Origin of the sequence: Moraxella marmotae (assembly GCF_042219885.1) — a bacterium.
Taxonomy (GTDB): domain Bacteria; phylum Pseudomonadota; class Gammaproteobacteria; order Pseudomonadales; family Moraxellaceae; genus Moraxella; species Moraxella marmotae.
The window spans coordinates 18,272-34,474 of record NZ_JBHJHR010000003.1 but is presented as its reverse complement, the minus strand read 5'-3'; the positions used below and the strand labels follow the sequence as shown (position 1 = coordinate 34,474).

General features: G+C 37.9%; 25 protein-coding genes. 22 read left to right on the top strand and 3 right to left on the bottom strand.

Annotated elements, in window-relative coordinates:
* The first annotated feature begins 2 nt into the window (after positions 1–2).
* Genes ACFBZI_RS10635 through ACFBZI_RS10620 form a run of 4 tightly spaced genes read left to right on the top strand, consistent with a single transcriptional unit; the run spans position 3 to position 1,659 of the window.
* Positions 3–596 (top strand): NUDIX hydrolase, encoded by a 594-nt coding sequence (locus ACFBZI_RS10635; protein ID WP_375716104.1) that lies wholly within the window; start codon positions 3–5, stop codon positions 594–596.
* Between the two features lie 57 nt (positions 597–653).
* Positions 654–890: a hypothetical protein gene (locus ACFBZI_RS10630; RefSeq protein WP_375716105.1), complete on the top strand. Its 237-nt coding sequence runs from the start codon at positions 654–656 to the stop codon at positions 888–890.
* The gene (locus tag ACFBZI_RS10625) at positions 887–1,357 is read left to right on the top strand and encodes a hypothetical protein (protein WP_375716106.1); all 471 of its coding nucleotides are present in this window, start codon (positions 887–889) and stop codon (positions 1,355–1,357) included. The genes ACFBZI_RS10630 and ACFBZI_RS10625 overlap by 4 nt, the downstream gene beginning before the upstream one ends.
* A complete protein-coding gene (locus ACFBZI_RS10620) occupies positions 1,354–1,659 on the top strand; it encodes a hypothetical protein (RefSeq protein WP_375716107.1) in 306 nt (101 codons plus the stop codon). The genes ACFBZI_RS10625 and ACFBZI_RS10620 overlap by 4 nt, the downstream gene beginning before the upstream one ends.
* Positions 1,660–1,714: 55 nt before the next feature.
* On the opposite strand, the gene ACFBZI_RS10615 is transcribed toward ACFBZI_RS10620, so the two are convergent.
* Positions 1,715–2,299, bottom strand: coding sequence for an N-acetylmuramidase family protein (locus ACFBZI_RS10615; RefSeq protein WP_375716108.1), 585 nt, complete (start codon positions 2,297–2,299; stop codon positions 1,715–1,717).
* 8 nt (positions 2,300–2,307) lie between these two features.
* Positions 2,308–2,676: a hypothetical protein gene (locus ACFBZI_RS10610; protein WP_375716109.1), complete on the bottom strand. Its 369-nt coding sequence runs from the start codon at positions 2,674–2,676 to the stop codon at positions 2,308–2,310.
* 270 nt (positions 2,677–2,946) lie between these two features.
* Here ACFBZI_RS10610 and thyX point away from each other — a divergent pair, with 270 nt between their 5' ends.
* The 18 genes from thyX to ACFBZI_RS10520 all read left to right on the top strand — a co-directional run bounded on the left by thyX (position 2,947) and on the right by ACFBZI_RS10520 (position 14,725).
* Positions 2,947–3,636, top strand: a complete 690-nt coding sequence (gene thyX / locus ACFBZI_RS10605) for an FAD-dependent thymidylate synthase (protein ID WP_375716110.1) — start codon at positions 2,947–2,949, stop codon at positions 3,634–3,636.
* A 15-nt stretch (positions 3,637–3,651) separates the two neighbouring features.
* Complete coding sequence (locus ACFBZI_RS10600; protein ID WP_375716355.1) at positions 3,652–3,969, top strand: hypothetical protein; 318 nt, start codon at positions 3,652–3,654, stop codon at positions 3,967–3,969.
* Entirely contained in the window at positions 3,969–4,223 is a 255-nt protein-coding gene (locus ACFBZI_RS10595) for a hypothetical protein (RefSeq protein WP_375716112.1), read from the top strand. The genes ACFBZI_RS10600 and ACFBZI_RS10595 overlap by 1 nt, the downstream gene beginning before the upstream one ends.
* The gene (locus ACFBZI_RS10590) at positions 4,201–4,413 is read left to right on the top strand and encodes a hypothetical protein (RefSeq protein ID WP_375716113.1); all 213 of its coding nucleotides are present in this window, start codon (positions 4,201–4,203) and stop codon (positions 4,411–4,413) included. Before ACFBZI_RS10595 ends, ACFBZI_RS10590 begins: the two co-directional genes overlap by 23 nt.
* Before the next feature lie 27 nt (positions 4,414–4,440).
* Positions 4,441–4,749, top strand: coding sequence for a hypothetical protein (locus tag ACFBZI_RS10585; protein ID WP_375716114.1), 309 nt, complete (start codon positions 4,441–4,443; stop codon positions 4,747–4,749).
* 62 nt (positions 4,750–4,811) lie between these two features.
* Positions 4,812–5,954, top strand: a complete 1,143-nt coding sequence (locus tag ACFBZI_RS10580) for a hypothetical protein (RefSeq protein ID WP_375716115.1) — start codon at positions 4,812–4,814, stop codon at positions 5,952–5,954.
* A gap of 103 nt (positions 5,955–6,057) precedes the next feature.
* Positions 6,058–7,023 carry a hypothetical protein gene (locus ACFBZI_RS10575; protein WP_375716116.1) on the top strand — a complete coding sequence of 322 codons (966 nt, stop codon included), beginning with the start codon at positions 6,058–6,060 and terminating at the stop codon, positions 7,021–7,023.
* Positions 7,024–7,125: 102 nt separating this feature from the next.
* Complete coding sequence (locus ACFBZI_RS10570) at positions 7,126–7,287, top strand: hypothetical protein (protein ID WP_375716117.1); 162 nt, start codon at positions 7,126–7,128, stop codon at positions 7,285–7,287.
* Entirely contained in the window at positions 7,284–9,434 is a 2,151-nt protein-coding gene (locus ACFBZI_RS10565) for a YfjI family protein (RefSeq protein ID WP_375716118.1), read from the top strand. Before ACFBZI_RS10570 ends, ACFBZI_RS10565 begins: the two co-directional genes overlap by 4 nt.
* 416 nt (positions 9,435–9,850) lie before the next feature.
* Positions 9,851–10,504: an AAA family ATPase gene (locus ACFBZI_RS10560; RefSeq protein ID WP_375716356.1), complete on the top strand. Its 654-nt coding sequence runs from the start codon at positions 9,851–9,853 to the stop codon at positions 10,502–10,504.
* Between the two features lie 15 nt (positions 10,505–10,519).
* On the top strand, positions 10,520–11,029 hold the full coding sequence (locus ACFBZI_RS10555; RefSeq protein WP_375716119.1) for an HNH endonuclease signature motif containing protein: 510 nt from the start codon (positions 10,520–10,522) through the stop codon (positions 11,027–11,029).
* Between the two features lie 45 nt (positions 11,030–11,074).
* The gene (locus tag ACFBZI_RS10550) at positions 11,075–11,767 is read left to right on the top strand and encodes a hypothetical protein (protein WP_375716120.1); all 693 of its coding nucleotides are present in this window, start codon (positions 11,075–11,077) and stop codon (positions 11,765–11,767) included.
* Positions 11,768–11,786: 19 nt separating this feature from the next.
* The gene (locus tag ACFBZI_RS10545) at positions 11,787–11,984 is read left to right on the top strand and encodes a hypothetical protein (protein ID WP_375716121.1); all 198 of its coding nucleotides are present in this window, start codon (positions 11,787–11,789) and stop codon (positions 11,982–11,984) included.
* Positions 11,984–12,517 (top strand): crossover junction endodeoxyribonuclease RuvC, encoded by a 534-nt coding sequence (locus ACFBZI_RS10540; protein ID WP_375716122.1) that lies wholly within the window; start codon positions 11,984–11,986, stop codon positions 12,515–12,517. The genes ACFBZI_RS10545 and ACFBZI_RS10540 overlap by 1 nt, the downstream gene beginning before the upstream one ends.
* 16 nt (positions 12,518–12,533) lie before the next feature.
* On the top strand, positions 12,534–12,959 hold the full coding sequence (locus tag ACFBZI_RS10535; RefSeq protein ID WP_375716123.1) for a hypothetical protein: 426 nt from the start codon (positions 12,534–12,536) through the stop codon (positions 12,957–12,959).
* A 12-nt stretch (positions 12,960–12,971) separates the two neighbouring features.
* A complete protein-coding gene (locus ACFBZI_RS10530) occupies positions 12,972–13,328 on the top strand; it encodes a septal ring lytic transglycosylase RlpA family protein (protein ID WP_375716124.1) in 357 nt (118 codons plus the stop codon).
* On the top strand, positions 13,325–14,413 hold the full coding sequence (nrdB, locus tag ACFBZI_RS10525; protein WP_375716125.1) for a class Ia ribonucleoside-diphosphate reductase subunit beta: 1,089 nt from the start codon (positions 13,325–13,327) through the stop codon (positions 14,411–14,413). Before ACFBZI_RS10530 ends, nrdB begins: the two co-directional genes overlap by 4 nt.
* 63 nt (positions 14,414–14,476) lie before the next feature.
* Positions 14,477–14,725, top strand: a complete 249-nt coding sequence (locus tag ACFBZI_RS10520; protein ID WP_375716126.1) for a hypothetical protein — start codon at positions 14,477–14,479, stop codon at positions 14,723–14,725.
* Between the two features lie 6 nt (positions 14,726–14,731).
* Here the strand turns inward: ACFBZI_RS10520 and ACFBZI_RS10515 are convergent, their stop codons facing one another.
* Complete coding sequence (locus tag ACFBZI_RS10515) at positions 14,732–15,700, bottom strand: tyrosine-type recombinase/integrase (protein ID WP_375716127.1); 969 nt, start codon at positions 15,698–15,700, stop codon at positions 14,732–14,734.
* Positions 15,701–16,203: the final 503 nt, after the last annotated feature.

The window sequence follows — 16,203 nt, the reverse complement described above, 5'->3', positions numbered from 1 at the left end:
CTATGAATATCGCCAGTCCAGTACTATGTACTACCAAAGACACCCTTACCAAAGCCAATATCCCAACAACAGGTAAGCACCTTATCCCTGTATCGCTAGATACGCTTAAGTCCTTTCCCATGCACTTTATTGCCAAAGCCGTACTAGACAGTGATGTGATGATTGGACAGAACTATCCACAGATTACCCCATATGTCTGTATCACAAAACTAAACCAAGTACTGTCATACACCAAACCCCAAACCAATCAGTTATCTGTTGGTTTTGGTTCAGTGATTCATTATGAACACCAACAAGACAGCTTGCCCAATACCGTACTACATACCATTGTACAGGATTTACAGCATAAGCTGGGTATAAGTATTGATGAGCCATTAGAATTTACCCCTACGGTCATGTTGATTGTAGATAATGATAATGACGATGGTAAAACCCATCTGGGTTTATTATTCTGCTTTGAATCAGATACTCAATCATTTAACACAGATGACAGTATTGTTAATCCCAAATGGCAATATATAAAACGCCTAACCAATAAAAAAGATGACTATCAACCATGGTCTCAATTAGTCATTGATTTTCTGGTTAGTATGTAGAATATATACCATATATAGTATAAAATATGCTTTATTTTTACTTTATATGGTATTTCTATGTATCACCGTAAGCCAGAGAAATATAAAGAATACGAAGGTATGGATAACGCTGTGGTAGGTAAAGGCGAATTAATCCGTGTCGTTACCCCCACAGGTGTTGCTTATCGTACCCCATGTAATCAATTGATTTATGACAGACAAGAAGCATTAGAATATGCTGCTGTTTTGGATAAGATTATCCGTCATAATGAAAAAATATTTACCCAAAAGAAACTCAAAGGAAAACCCTTATGAACCAACCTAATGACCCTATCCGTGCTATTATTCACTGGTTTGAGTTAGCCAAACCCAATCCAACCATCAAAAATATCTTTACCCAATTGGGCTGTCATTTTGAAGAAATCTCAGAAATGGTACAAGCCTTTGATTCAGATGCTGGTGAGTTGCACCAAATCCTAACAGAAGTTGCTGATGAGCTAAAGACCGTTGATGTCGTGGCTCACAGTGATAGAGTCAATGAACAGCTTAGTAAAATAGATAGAGTAGAGATGTTAGATGCTCTATGCGACCAAGTGGTTACAGCCATTGGTACAGGCTATGACATGGGCTTTGATATGTATGGTGCGATTAATGAAGTGATTCGCTCTAACTATTCTAAGTTTGAAAATGGTCAGCCTATCTTTGATACCAATGGTAAAATCCAAAAAGGTAAAGATTACAGCAAACCTGATTTAACCCCTTTTGTGGGTGATGTAAAATGAGTGGTACAAAACAACGCTTACTGGGCAAATTAGCCATTAAGCATTTAGCCCTAGATACAGGATTTAAACTCAAAGAGCAACCAAACGGTGATATGGATTTAAATCCTTATGTATATGACTTTGCTGATGAGTTGATATTGACTACTATCAGCTCTATTGAGCGTCTATTAAAAGATAGACAGCGTGAGCTAGCCAGTACTGGTGTAGGTAGAAAGACTGAATTGGTTTTAGATGTTTACTCTGAAGGTATTGAAGATGCCATTAACACCATTAAATTGATAGGTCAGGTAAACAATCAATAAACTTACTAAACCAAGTAATAAATAACCCCTAGACTATCTAGGGGTTATTTTTATATCATTTAAACTGCTGATAGGCTTGTGCCAGTTTGATATGGTAGTTATTTTTTCTATAACCGCTACCATTATAACCTTTGGCAAACTTAGCCCAGTCATGTGCTTGTAATGCACCAATCAAGCCATTGGCTTTGATAAAGCGTAGCATAGCATCAATCTGACTGGCTTCATCTTTATACATAGCATTAACAAATGCTTGGATACTTTCATAACCCAGTGTTTTCCAGTGAAAACCCATCACTTGACCTAAGCCCCAGCTACAAGACTCTAGTGCAGTTTGTCTGTCATAGTTTGTGGCTTGGTTTAATCTACCATGTTGTGATGAACTCAAACCATACTTATGTGTACCCCAGCGTGGATAGCATAATTGTGGTTTTTCACGCATCATCTTTTCACGCACACTGATTAAACCTTTTTTGGTTAATAATCTGTGCATGATGTGCGGCTCATATAGGATTTTTGGTAAACCATTTAAAAATCCTTGCCCAGCAGCTTCTACTTGAATCACTGCTTTTAGTGCAGCATATTCAATTCTATAAGATAAAGCCAGCTGCTTAATCTGCTCATTTGTAATTGTCTTTGACATACTACCCCTTATTTAAATATTGCTGTAAAGGCTTGTTTGACTTCACTGATAATCTCAGACAAGTCTTTATCTGTTGTGGATAATCTGATGGCTTGATAAACCACACCCACAATCATCATTCCAAAGACAGAACACAGCATCATAATAAAACCATGCGATACATGGCTTAGTTGTGTCCAGTTTTGAAACTCAATGAGCCAACCACCAGCCAAGAAACCAAAAGTTGCACTGAATGCAAACTTAATCACCACATTTAAATTTAGGTGCAATCTACCTTCTTTATCAATATCACCAGATAAAGTCAAAGCAAAGATAGCACCAATAATCACCGCAAACACCTTTAAAATCAAAGGCAAATCAGTCAATGTATTTGGCATAGTTAATCCCCTTTGATACACAAAACCAGATTAGTTTACTTGGTTTTTATATCAGATAAATAATTGGTTATTACGCCGCTGGCGTGGTTTGTGGTTTGTTTTATAAGGAATTTGTGAAACCGTTATGAAACCATTGTTGATTGGCTTTAGCCTAATTATTCTTATTGGCTTAGTTATTGTTATGCTAGGTTTACTACGCTATATCTTCATCGCCTTTATAGTAATTTATTTATTATATTGGCTTTTTCGTTTGTTTTTTAAGGAATCATCATGAACCTATCCACCGCCAAAGTCATTGCTCGTACAGTGCCTACTCAAAACATCAGTGCTACTGATGCCAATGAGTTCATTGCTTATGTTGCTCGTGTATCTAATCCATCTAATCAGTCTAATACGCAAACCAGTAACAGATTGATTAATTATCTACTCAAGCATAAGCACTTTAGTCCATTTGAACATTATTATCTTACATTGGAGATTGAGACACCAAAAGATATAGCCATTCAGTTATTGCGTCATCGCTCGCTAACTTTTCAGGAATTTTCTGGCAGATACCAAGACATCAATGAGCTAGATAATCCATTCATCATTCGTGATACACGCTTGCAGGATAAAACCAACAGACAAAACAGTCTGCCTAATGATGATGAAAATCTAGAGCTATCATGGCAAATTGCCCAGCAAGAAGTCATCGCTACTGCTCGTGATGCTTATAACAAAGCACTAGAGCAAGGCATTGCCAAAGAGATTGCTCGTAGTGTATTACCCATTGGCTTAGTCAAATCACGCTTGTATGTTACAGGTAATATCCGTTCATTTATCCACTATCTACAAGTACGATTAGACCCTACCACCCAAAAAGAGCATAGACAGCTGGCTTGTGCTATCTATGATGCCCTATTGCCTTATTTTGATTTAAACCAGATTAAGGAATTGGCAGATGTCAAAGAAAAAGCCTAAAGCCAGAATTAAACCATGCGAACTAAGACCTTTAAGGGCTATCTAAAAATCCCAGTAGATACAGATTGTACTTTCCAAGAGCTAGCCAAGCGTTGTACTTGGTCTGGTGATTGGCTGTATCGTAGAGATGAGATTTTAAATCCTAAAGCATATCGCACTTGGTATATTAATCTGTATCTGTATAACATATTGGGTGAATTTAGCTTGGTTTCTTATAAGACCGCTAAAGTCAATAAATATGACTTTGATACCGTCATTGACCATGCTTTACATGAAGCCAGTCAATATCCTATGCTAGATTATTCCAAATCTTATATGACAGTGAGTTGCTAATGAATTTATATAAAATCAAACCCGTTGAGTGGCATGATGAATATGCCAATGGTATTCGCTTTAATTACTCATACAGACCTGAGCATAGCAAATACCGTCTAACCATCAGCCCTAGACCCCATGAAGCCAGTAGAAATACTTTACTGGATTTTGATACGGTAGATGAGCTTAAGCAGTTTGTAGATGCTCATAATGAGCAGACAGCTCATGTATTTTTGGAGCTTGTTCATCATGAATCCACTCACCCAGCTTAAGCAGATGTTTGAGCAGGATACTAAGGGCTATATCTATATGCGTCAATTAGAGCAAGTTAGCCGCTCAAAGATGCTCATTCGTGATATAGCTCGCCAATATGGTTATTACCCTGTCTATGCCAGACGGGGTCATATCCCATTGGCTTATCAGCATCATACATTGCCCAATGACCATTTAACCCCACAGTAATTAACTAACCAACCACTAAGGATATTTATGATTGAATCCACACTCACAGAACGACAACACACCCACGGTGATTATGTACTAACCAGTGCCTTAAGCCAATCACTAAAAGATGTGGCATTTAGCCTACCCAGAACACAGCCACTAGAGCCATACCAAAAAGAAGCCATTGAGATGATACTGCATAAGATTGCTCGTATTATCAATGGTGATAGCTATTTTATTGACTCATGGCGTGATATTGCAGGCTATGCCCATTTAACCATTGATTTGATAAATAAATCCCCCAAAGCTCTAGATACTGTTCAGCAGTACTTTAAACCAATCAATGATGAGTAAAATTATGCACTTGGTTTAAAACTCAACTATGATGGAACTTCCTAACCATAAGGAGTTCCATCATGATTTATGTTTCTGATAAATATCTATTACGCAGCTTTCAGACTGCGATTATTACGCTGTTATTCCCCACCACACAGCTAACCAACTTAGGTGAATCCCAAGCCATCTTAGAGCAATCTGATGATGGTGTAAACTGGAAACCACTAGCCAGTATTAGTCCTAAGGATACCACCAATATCACCATTAACAGCCATTATATCCGTCTTAATTCTGATACGATGGTTTATGCCTACAATGAAGGCATTGGTATTACCCCACAACCTAAGCCAAAAGCTAATGATAGTGGTGATGGTACTGCTAATGTAGATTTGTCTGCTTATTACACCAAATCAGAAGTAGATGCTCAGCTACTGGCAATGGTAGAGCAGTTAGTCAATGGTGCTGATAAAGACTCTGATAGCTTTAAGGAATTGGCGGATAAGATTGTAGAATTAGACACCCAAACTTATGAAACCATTAACCAAGTCAGTCAGACAATTCAATCAGTACAAACCCAATTAGATACTCAAAAAGATGATAATTACTATCTGAAAAATAGAGCAATCGTTTATAAAACTGATAATATCCCTAAATATCATCACCTAGAACAATCCAACGAAATGCTTAAGATAGCCACATATAATGACCGTAATAGTAAGTACGATAATGCTTGGTTGGTTCTGCCTAAATACTACCTTGTAGAAGACAAGTTGGGTGCAGATACTCAATTCTACTATTTTCAGTATGGGACTGAATGGCGAGTTCCTAATGCAATCATTCCTGATAGCCCTAGCGGTCAGGCATTGGTTTTTTACTTTGATGATTGGATTATCAATAAGTTTAAAAAAGAATACCGTTCAGATACTGTCATCGCCACACAAGTAGAAATTGAGACTGGTTCAGGTAAACAGCTCACTGCAATGTACGGTAAAGACGCTAAGACAGGTGTATATAAAAAATTAAATACCACTTTTGAGGATAATGTAACTAGACTTGAGAATATCAATATTGATGAGTTACAAGATTGTATTATCTACGGTTTATCTATAAACAATCTATACAATGGTACTGATGATATTCCTACATGGATTGGTATCTATGTAGGTGATAATTATCATGGGTTTAAAGTCATTTATGACCCATCAATAGCAGCCCCACCCTAATCATCTCTTACCTATCACAGATATACCGCTTTTTATGGTGGTATATCTTTTTTATTTATTTATTTATTCATTTATCACTATCAGCCATGAGACAGGATTTGTTATGAACTACACCAACAATGCCAATATTCCCCTACCACTAGCGGTATTCTTAGCCACAGATACTTATGATGGACTACCTAACAGTATCAGTGCCACTACCCTACTTAAGCCAATCAGACAGATTATCCTAAGCCAAAGATTAGATAATGAAGCTACCTTTACTGATGTGGCTGACTTGGTCTCATCTCGTATGGGTAGTGCCATTCATACAGCGATTGAGCAAGCATGGCTTAATCCCACCAATGCCTTGCGTGCTTTAGGTTATAGCCAAAAGGTGATTGATAAGATTAAGGTTAATCCTACCAATCCCAATCCAGACGATATTAATATCTATATGGAGCAGCGTAGCTGTAAAGACATTGCTGGTATGACAGTAACAGGTAAGTTTGACTTTGTTGCAGAAGGACAAGTCCAAGACTTTAAGAGTACTTCTGTATGGACTTATCTAAACCAATCCAATGCAGAAAAGTATCAGCTACAAGGCTCTATTTACCGTTGGCTTAATCCACGGATTATCCATAAAGACTATATGACCATTCATTATATCTTTACAGATTTTAATAAGGTTGAGTCATTGCGTAATAAGGATTATCCACCCAATCGTGTTCATTCCCAACGCATTCCTTTATTAGACCTAGATGCCACAGAGCATTATGTACGCACTAAGATTAAGCAAATCATATCTCATAAAGACACCCCAGAGTGTGATTTGCCCCAGTGTACTGATGCTGATTTATGGCGTAAACCTACGGTCTATAAATATTACAAAGACCCAAACAAGCTAGACAGAAGTACCAAGAACTTTGACAACTTTACAGATGCGGCTGCTTATATGGCTACCAAATACCATAACAACGGCATGATTAAAGAAGTCAAAGGACAAGTGGTTGCTTGTCGTTATTGTCCTGCATTAACCCTATGCACCCAAAAAGATGCTTATTTAGCCAGTGGAGAGCTTATCTTATGACAGAACTATTTTTTGTATTTACGGTACTGATTGGTTTACCTTGTGTATTTGCAGCCTTAGAAGTGCTTTATCGTTTATTCACCAAACAAAAGGACAGCTACCATGATTAGTTGGTTTGATTTTATCAAAGCCCTAGCCATCAGTATGATACTGGCTTTGTGTACGCTTTATATTACCCAAGAGCTATTAGCACCTACTTTGGTTTATGTAGCCAGTTTACTTATCACCTGTTATTTACTCATTGTATTTAAGGATACATTATGAAACCCTTTGAACAGATGAAGTATCACCCTACATCAGAGCGGTTGGTAGAGATACTTCAAACCAAAACCCAAAATACCAATCCCTTATTTTTTAGAGTGATTGTGGCTTATTACATGGCTTTGATGGCATCACATATGCGTGTGAGTATCAAAGGCTGGTCAGGACGCAGTACCATTCCTGTCAATATGTATGCCATGGCTTTATCACCGTCAGGTTCAGGTAAAGGACACAGCACTTCACTGATGGAAAATGAAGTGATTAACAGCTTTAAAACGGTATTTATGGAACACACCTTCCCCATTACCGCAGAGCAAAACTGTGAGCTATTAGCAGCCAAGAGAGCCACTCGTAATGGTACAGACATTGAAGATGAGTTAATCAAGCTGGGTAAAGCATTCCAAGAGCTAGGTGCATTGTTATTTAGCTTTGATAGTGCCACAGTCCCAGCGATTAAGCAGATGCGTCAAAAGCTACTGATGGCAAATGCTGGTTCATGTAACTTACAAGTAGATGAGATTGGAGCTAATTTCAGTGGCTCTATTGAAGCATTGACTGCTTATTTAGAGCTGTATGACAAAGGCTTGATTAAAGATAAGCTGGTTAAATCCAGTGCAGATAACACACGCTTTGAACGCATTGATGGCTACACGCCTGCCAATATGCTGCTGTTTGGTACACCATCTAAGTTATTGGACGGTGCTAGAACTGAAGAGCAGCTGATGGAGATGCTGGAGATGGGTTATGCACGCAGATGCTTTTTTGGCTTTGCTGATAAATCCACCAAGCAGACTTCACTGACCGTAGAAGAAGTGATGGAGCAATTGTTTAATACTGATAATGATGATTATATTGAACAAATCTCAGAGCAGTTTGGCTTATTAGCAGATTTATCATTAATCAATAAGACAGTGAGCTTACCTAAGTCATCAGTACAGTTATTGATTGAGTATAAGCTACATTGTGAGCATCTAAGCCAAAATATCAGTGAGCTTGAAACCATCAAAAAAGCAGAGCTAGAGCATCGTTATTTTAAAGTAATGAAATTGGCTGGTGTTTATGCTTTTGTGGATAATAGTGATGAAATCCTACCACAGCATATTGAATACGCCATTCGCTTAGCTGAAGATTCAGGTCAAGCATTTGTTCGCTTGATGACCCCACAGCGTCCTTATATCAAGCTGGCTAATTATCTAGCCCAAACCAACACCCAAGTTACCTTAGCAGACTTAGACGAAGACTTACCCAGTTTTCGTGGGAGTAAAGCCCAAAAAGATGAGCAAATCATGATGGCAATTGCTTGGGGTTATAAAAATAACATTGTGATTAAAAAGACCTATGCAGAGTCTATTTTATTCCTACACGCAGATACTATCCAAGAAACCAATCTGGATAATTTGATTGTCAGTTATACCAATAACCCTAACATGACCCAAGACTACTTTAACGATACAGTCAGCTTTGATAACTTAGCCAAGCTCGTCAGTATGGACGGATTTCATTGGCTTAGTCATCATGTCAAAGATGGTTATCGTAAAGAAGAAAATGCCATAGACGGCTTTAATCTGTTGGTTTTAGATGTGGATAGTGGTACTAAGTTATCTACGGCAATGATGCTACTTAAGAAGTATCAAGCCATCTATTACACCACCAAGCGTCATACAGACGATGAGAATCGCTATCGCATTATCTTACCACTAAACTATACCCTACGCTTAGATGCCAAAGAGTATAAAGAGCTGTACAACAATGTCATCAGCTCATTGCCCTTTGAAGTAGATATGCAATGTGGTCAGCGTGCTAAGAAGTGGCTTACCCACCCTGATGGACAAGTGATTGTTACTGATGGTGAGTTGTTTGATATATTGCCATTCATTCCTAAGACATCTAAGAATGAAGAGCGAGAAAAATTATTACATGACCAAAGCCAGTTAGATAATCTAGAACGCTGGGTTATCAATAACACAGGTGATGGAAACCGTAATAATATGCTACTACGCTTTGCGATGGTATTGGTAGATGCTGGCTTTAGCTTTGAAGCCATCAAGGATAAAGTAATTTCACTCAATCATAAACTTAGCGATAAGTTAGATGAGTTGGAGTTGCACAATACCATCTTTCATACCGTTGCAGCCAAGCTAGTAGCCTAAGAGTAACCCAATGCCGCATTCTGCGGTGTTGTGGTTTTTATTTTTATTTATGGAGTAATCATATGACAACCAATGACCATTTAGTACTGGTTTGTGGTGAATCATCTACTGGTAAATCAGTAAGTTTAGCTAATTTAGAAAATGTACTTTATCTAAATTGCGAATCGGGTTATTAATTAGCCCCCTACCCCAGTGATGGGGATAGGATAATCCATTGAAATGCTGGAAACCCCTTAGAGCCTTTAGTACCACAGTGTAACAATCTAAAGGATTGGGCAATCAGCAGGTAAGACTTAATGATTAAGTAAACCCCAACGACTATTGCGTAAGCAAGTAGCATCAAGCGATGCGAAGTGGTGGACACCTTAGTAAAGGTGAAGATATAGTCTGCTCTTATATGAAAGTATAAGCAGTTCATTAAAGAACGCAGTGGAAGTAGCGAACCCACTGGAACACACAGGAAAAAACTGCCCTTCAAACCCAAATCATTTATCCAAAAAACCATCACAGACCCATATCAAATCTATGAAGCATTTGATTGGGCTGAAGGGCAAGATGAGATTAAAACCATTGTCATTGATGGTTTAAATTATCTGATGGATATGTATGAGTCTGTTCATGTACTGACCGCAGCCAATACCATGAAAGCATGGTCTGATTATGCCCAGTACTTTAAAAATCTGATGCAGCAATATGTCGCATCTAGCTCAAAGGCAGTGATTTTTACAGCACATACCAAGACTGCTTTGAATGACAAAAACATGGTGATGGAAACCAAAGTACCTATCAAAGGTGCATTGGCAAATCAGGGCGTGGAATCGTATTTTAGTTGTATTGTCAGTACCAAAAAAGTAACGGTAGATAGTCTGAATGACTACCAAAATGAGTTATTGACTTATACAGACCGTGAAAAAGCACTAGGTATTAAATATGTCTTTCAAACCCAAATCACCAAAGAAACCGTAGATGAGCGTATGCGTAGTCCTATGGGTCTATTTGATGACAGTGAGACATTTATTAATAACGATGTCAATTTGGTACTCAAACGCCTAAATGAGTATTATGAATAAACCATGGAATAAATCATGAGTGATTTAACCCAACAACGCTTACAGCAATATCTAAGATACGATGAGCAGTCAGGTGAATTTACTTGGATTAAAAGACCCAGTAAGAACATTCACCTACACACTCGTGCAGGAACTTTAGACAAATCATCTGGTTATCGCAGTATCACTTTATTTGGTAAACGCTATCTTGAGCATCGCTTGGTATGGCTTTATGTACATGGTGAGATGCCCAAGCATCAAATAGACCATATCAACCAAATCCGTGATGATAACCGTCTTAGTAATCTAAGACACATTACCAAAGCAGAAAACCAACGCAATAAGACACGCCGTACCAGTAGGCTAGATGAAATAGGCATCTGGTGGTGTAAGCGTAGAAAACGCTATATTGCGGAGATTAGCTTAAACGGTAAAAAGGTTTATCAAAAGTCCTTTACAGATATTGATGAAGCCATCAAAGCACGCAAACAAAAATCCTTAGAGCTTGGTTTTCATGACAATCATGGTAGCCAAGCCAAATATTAATTATTTAATTATCTATTCACTTAACCCAACCTAACGGAGTATTTTATGAGTTTTTTGACCAATCTATCTTATAGCGATGAAGTTACCCAAGATAAAGACACAGTAGGCGGTAACTTTAGTCTGTTTGAATCAGGTGTCTATCCAGCAACCATTAAGTATGCTTATCTATCTCAAGCCAAATCAGGTGCTGGAGCAGTAAACTTTGAGTTTGATGTAGAAGGTAAAACACTCAAAGAAACCATGTATGTAACCAACAAAGAAGGTAAGAATTACTATGAACGCAACGGTCAGCGTAATTACCTACCATCATTTGTCAATGCTGATGCCATCAGTCTGTTTGCATCAGGTAAGCCATTGTTTGAACAAAAAGATGAAACCAAAATCATCAATCTGTATAATTTTGAAACCAAGTCAGAAGTACCTACTGAAGTCCCTATGCTAACCGCTTTGATTGGTAAACAAGTCAAGCTAGGTATTTTAAAAGAGAAAGTCTTTAAACAAGAAAAGACAGACAACGGCTATCAAGACACGGAAGAGACTCGTGAACAAAACAGTATTAATAAAGTATTTTCAGCCAAAGACAATCGTACAGTTAATGAAGTTCGTGCAGAACAATCAGACGCTGTGTTTATCAATACTTGGCTTGATAAGTGGGAAGGTCAAACCAATGACAAAACCTTGGGTAAAAAACCAACCCAAAGCTCACCAGCTAAGAAAACATCATCACTATTTGCCTAAGACTGACGGAGATACACACATGACTTCACATACTTTATTACACACTGCCAGTGATATGGTTGATGTCATCTCTAAATGGCATAGCAATATCCTATGGGTACTTGAGCGTGATATTGCCAATGCTACTTCCGTAGATGAAAAAGAAGCACTAATCCATGCTTTTGATATGTTCAAAGAATTGCCTTATGACACAGCGATTTATGCTAAGGAATTTTGATGAACGATAATCCAGTGAAAACCATCATTGGCTTTGACCCCAGTTTACGCAACTGGGGTTATTGTATTGCCAATTACAATGAGAATACCCAAGTCCTTGAGTTCACCAAAGGCGGTGTGATTCATTCTAAACCAGATAAAGAACAACGCCAGAACTTACAAGACTTGCAATCAGCCACTCAGTTATATCATGGCTTACACAATTTGATTGGTTTATATCAGCCTAACTTTTTGGTTGCTGAATTACCTGTTGGTAGCCAATCATCTCGTGCGATGGTGTCTTATGCCACTTGTATCAGTCTATCTGCTGCATTGGCTTATCAAGATGGAGAACATACCATTCCCCTGCTGTCCATCACCCCACAACAAGTCAAAGCCACAGTGGGTAAAAAAGATGCCAGTAAAGATGAAGTCATGAACTGGGTATCTGAATACTACCCTGAAGTAGATGACTGGCTTTTACAATTTCCCAAAGGCGAAAGAGAGCATATTTGTGATGCCATCGTAGCCACACATACCGCTATTTTTAATTAATCATTATGGAGTTATTATGAAAATCACCCTAGACAAACAAGAGCTAAACCAAGCTGTCATTGAGTATCTATCAAACCAAGGCTTAACCATTGATGAGTCCAAAGTATCTGTACAAATCACATCAGAAGGTGTGCAGATTGATACCAATAAACCAGCTCAATCTAACCAATCTAACAAACAAAACCAACAGTCAAACAAACCATCTAAACCAGTGAATAATGAGTCTGTAAAGCCTTCTGATGAGCCTAAAGCATCAGCTGGTACAACAATACCAGATGAGCCACAAAACGCCAATACGAGCCATACAGAGCCAACCAAAGCATTGTTTGGTAATACAGCATCAGCACCAGTTACAGATGATGTCATTGAAGATGATACCCATGTTATCCCAGATAAGTCTGATAAGAACAGTGTTGAAAAGACACGCAAGTTATTTCAATAACTGGATTAAGCCATGAGAAATCCCATTACTTTAATGCTACTGGGTTGGTGTTTGATTGCAGCGATATTTATCTATGAATCTGCTCATGCCCAGTCAGCAACTTATTATGCAGATAAATTCCATGGGCGTAAGACAGCATCAGGTGAAAGGTTTAGTCAATATAAACTCACCTGTGCCAGTAATCGCTATGCCTTTGGTACTTATCTAAAAGTTACCAATACTAAGACCAAAGCATCTGTGATTTGTCGTGTCAATGATACTGGCAGATTGGGTCATGGTGTTGTTGTGGATTTATCCAAAGCAGCATTTAAGCAGATAGCCCCATTGTCTTATGGTAAAGTCCCTGTACAGCTGGAGATAGTCAAATGAGCTATACCGTGTTTAATACCACACACAATGACGCTACCAAAGAACCCATGTTCTTAGGTCAAGGTGTCAATGTCTCACGCTTTGATAAGCAGCATTATGCGTTCTTTGAGAACATTACTCAGCAGCAGTTGTCATTCTTTTGGCGACCTGAAGAGATTGATGTATCCAAAGACCGCATAGATTTTATGGAGCTACCAGAGCATGAAAAGCATATCTTTGTTAGCAATCTAAAATACCAAACTTTGCTTGACAGTGTCCAAGGACGCAGTCCCAATGTGGTACTATTACCTTTGGTTTCTATCCCAGAGCTTGAAACTTGGATTGAAACATGGGCATTTTTTGAGTCAATCCACGCACGCAGTTATACGCACATTATCCGTAATATCTTTAATAATCCTAGTGAAGTGTTAGATGATATTGTGGTTAATCCAGAGATTATTAAGCGTGCAGAGTCTATCAGTCAGTACTATGACAGCTTGCATGAGCTATCACTTGAATATCAGCAAGGTAAGCCAGTGGATATGTATGAGCTAAAAAGACGCTTATATCTATGTATTATGAGTGTCAATGTGCTAGAAGCCATTCGCTTTTATGTATCCTTTGCTTGTTCATTTGCTTTTGCTGAGCGTAAGCTGATGGAAGGTAATGCTAAGATTATTAAGATGATTGCTCGTGATGAAGCATTACACCTTAATGGTACACAGCATATGCTTAAGCTGATGCTTGAAGAAGATACTGATTATCAACAGATAGCCAATGAATGTAAAAATGAAATCTATGATATTTTCTGGTTTGCTTATGAACAAGAAAAGGCATGGATTGAATATCTGTTTAAAGACGGTTCAATGATTGGTTTAAATACCCCAATCTTAACGCAGTACTTAGAGTATATCACTGCTCTACGCATGAAAGCCATTGGCTTAAGACCGTTCTTTAATACCAGTAATCCAATCCCATGGATTAATGCGTGGCTATCATCAGACAATGTACAAGTTGCCCCACAAGAGACAGAAATTACTTCTTATCTTGTAGGACAGATTGACGCTGAAGTGTCTGATGATGCGTTTAATGATTTTGAATTGTAAAATTGTAAATAGGAAATAGTTATGAGCAAAAACAAAAGTATTACCCTTACAATGGATACCGCTATGTCAGTATTGACTAGTTGCGTAACATTGGCTTATGCCGTTACCCAGCTACCTGAGTCTATTAATACAGACACTCCCTTTGATATTACCAGAGTCAATAAACTAACAGGTGAAAGAGAGCCAATGACCTTGCAGGAATTTGCCGCTTACATCTTAGACACTGTGGATTTGTCTGCCATACCAAATATTCATTTTGAAAATGATAACGATGATGATAAAATCATTCCCTTTTCACCCACAGTATCTTAATCCTACCTAATAACCACTCACCATCTCTACCAGTTCATCTACCGTAGGATTGTAGTAAGTATTTAATAATACTCGTAAATCCTTATGTCCTGTAATCTTAGCCAAGACTTCCACAGGCATTTGGTATTGATGAACAAATCTGCTGATGGCTTCATGTCTGGTATCATGAAAATGTAAATTTGTGATACCAGCATCTTTTAGTAGATTATGCCAAGTTGTGCTGTTAAATGTCTTTTGTTTAATAGGTATAAATGTCTTATCTGCATCTGCTGTATTGAGCCATAGCTGTCTTAGTAATGCTTTGGCTTGTTTATTTAAGGGTACATTCCTACTTGTCCCATTTTTAGTCTTAGGCAGATGTACATGGTCTTTATGCATGTGCTTGGGTGTCATACCCAGTATTTCCCCTTGTCGCATACAAGTCTGTAAGGCAAATAATACCGTCCATACTATCCACTGTCTGACTGTCTTAGGCGGTGTGTTGGAGCAATACTTAGATACTTTAATCAGTGCGTTAATTTCAGCCTGTGTAATGCGTCTGTTTCTTGGTGGTGATTTGGTGGGTTTGGTTACTTTACTGACTGGATTTTCATCTATCCAATAACGCTCTTTGATTGCATAATTAAATACCCCACTTAACTGGGTTAGCCTATTGACCACAGTACTGTTACTGATGCGTTTCATTAATACATTTCTGTGTGCTGTGATGTCTTGTGGTGTAACTTGATGGATTGGTTTATTAGCAATTGTAGGGTTATCACGGATAAATGATTTCAGATAGTAGTAAGTACATTCACCTGATTTTAATTGCCTAAGATGATGTTGATAATAATCTTGTATCACTTCTTGTAGTGTGGGTGAATAACGCTCATCTGTTTGGAGTTGGTCTTGTATATCGTATAGCTTAATAATCAGTTGTCTTTCACATTCGTATTCACTGTCTGCTGTGATGGTGATACGATGTCCATTTTTCATAATTTGAGCACGGTATTTTTTACCATGCTTTACAATCTTTGGTAATTTCATGGCTTAAATATGGTGTAATATTATTGTTATTTTGATGGGATTTATGCAGATTTTATGATGTACATTGTGCGTGAGATGTTGCTCTATCAATGTGATTTATTATGACTGTTTACTTTATGGTTTTATTTATGAGTACTCAATAAATTTGTCTATTTATTTATAATAAAAATACACCCATAAAAATTAAAAATGATATATCTCAAATACAGCAATTGCTCTCACCAGTCAGTACAAGCATTCGCCAAGATTTACCATCATTTTTAGGGATATTTTTTGTAATAAACTAACAACTTGATTACCATAAAATCATCAAGCAAATAGCCCAAAATCACAACATTACAGCAAAAACACATCATTTTGGTGTAAAACTGGTGATGGGGAGTATTTTACTATGTTTGGGTGGGTTTTTAGTATCTATCAAATTTAATACCTATCATTTTATAGCATGATGA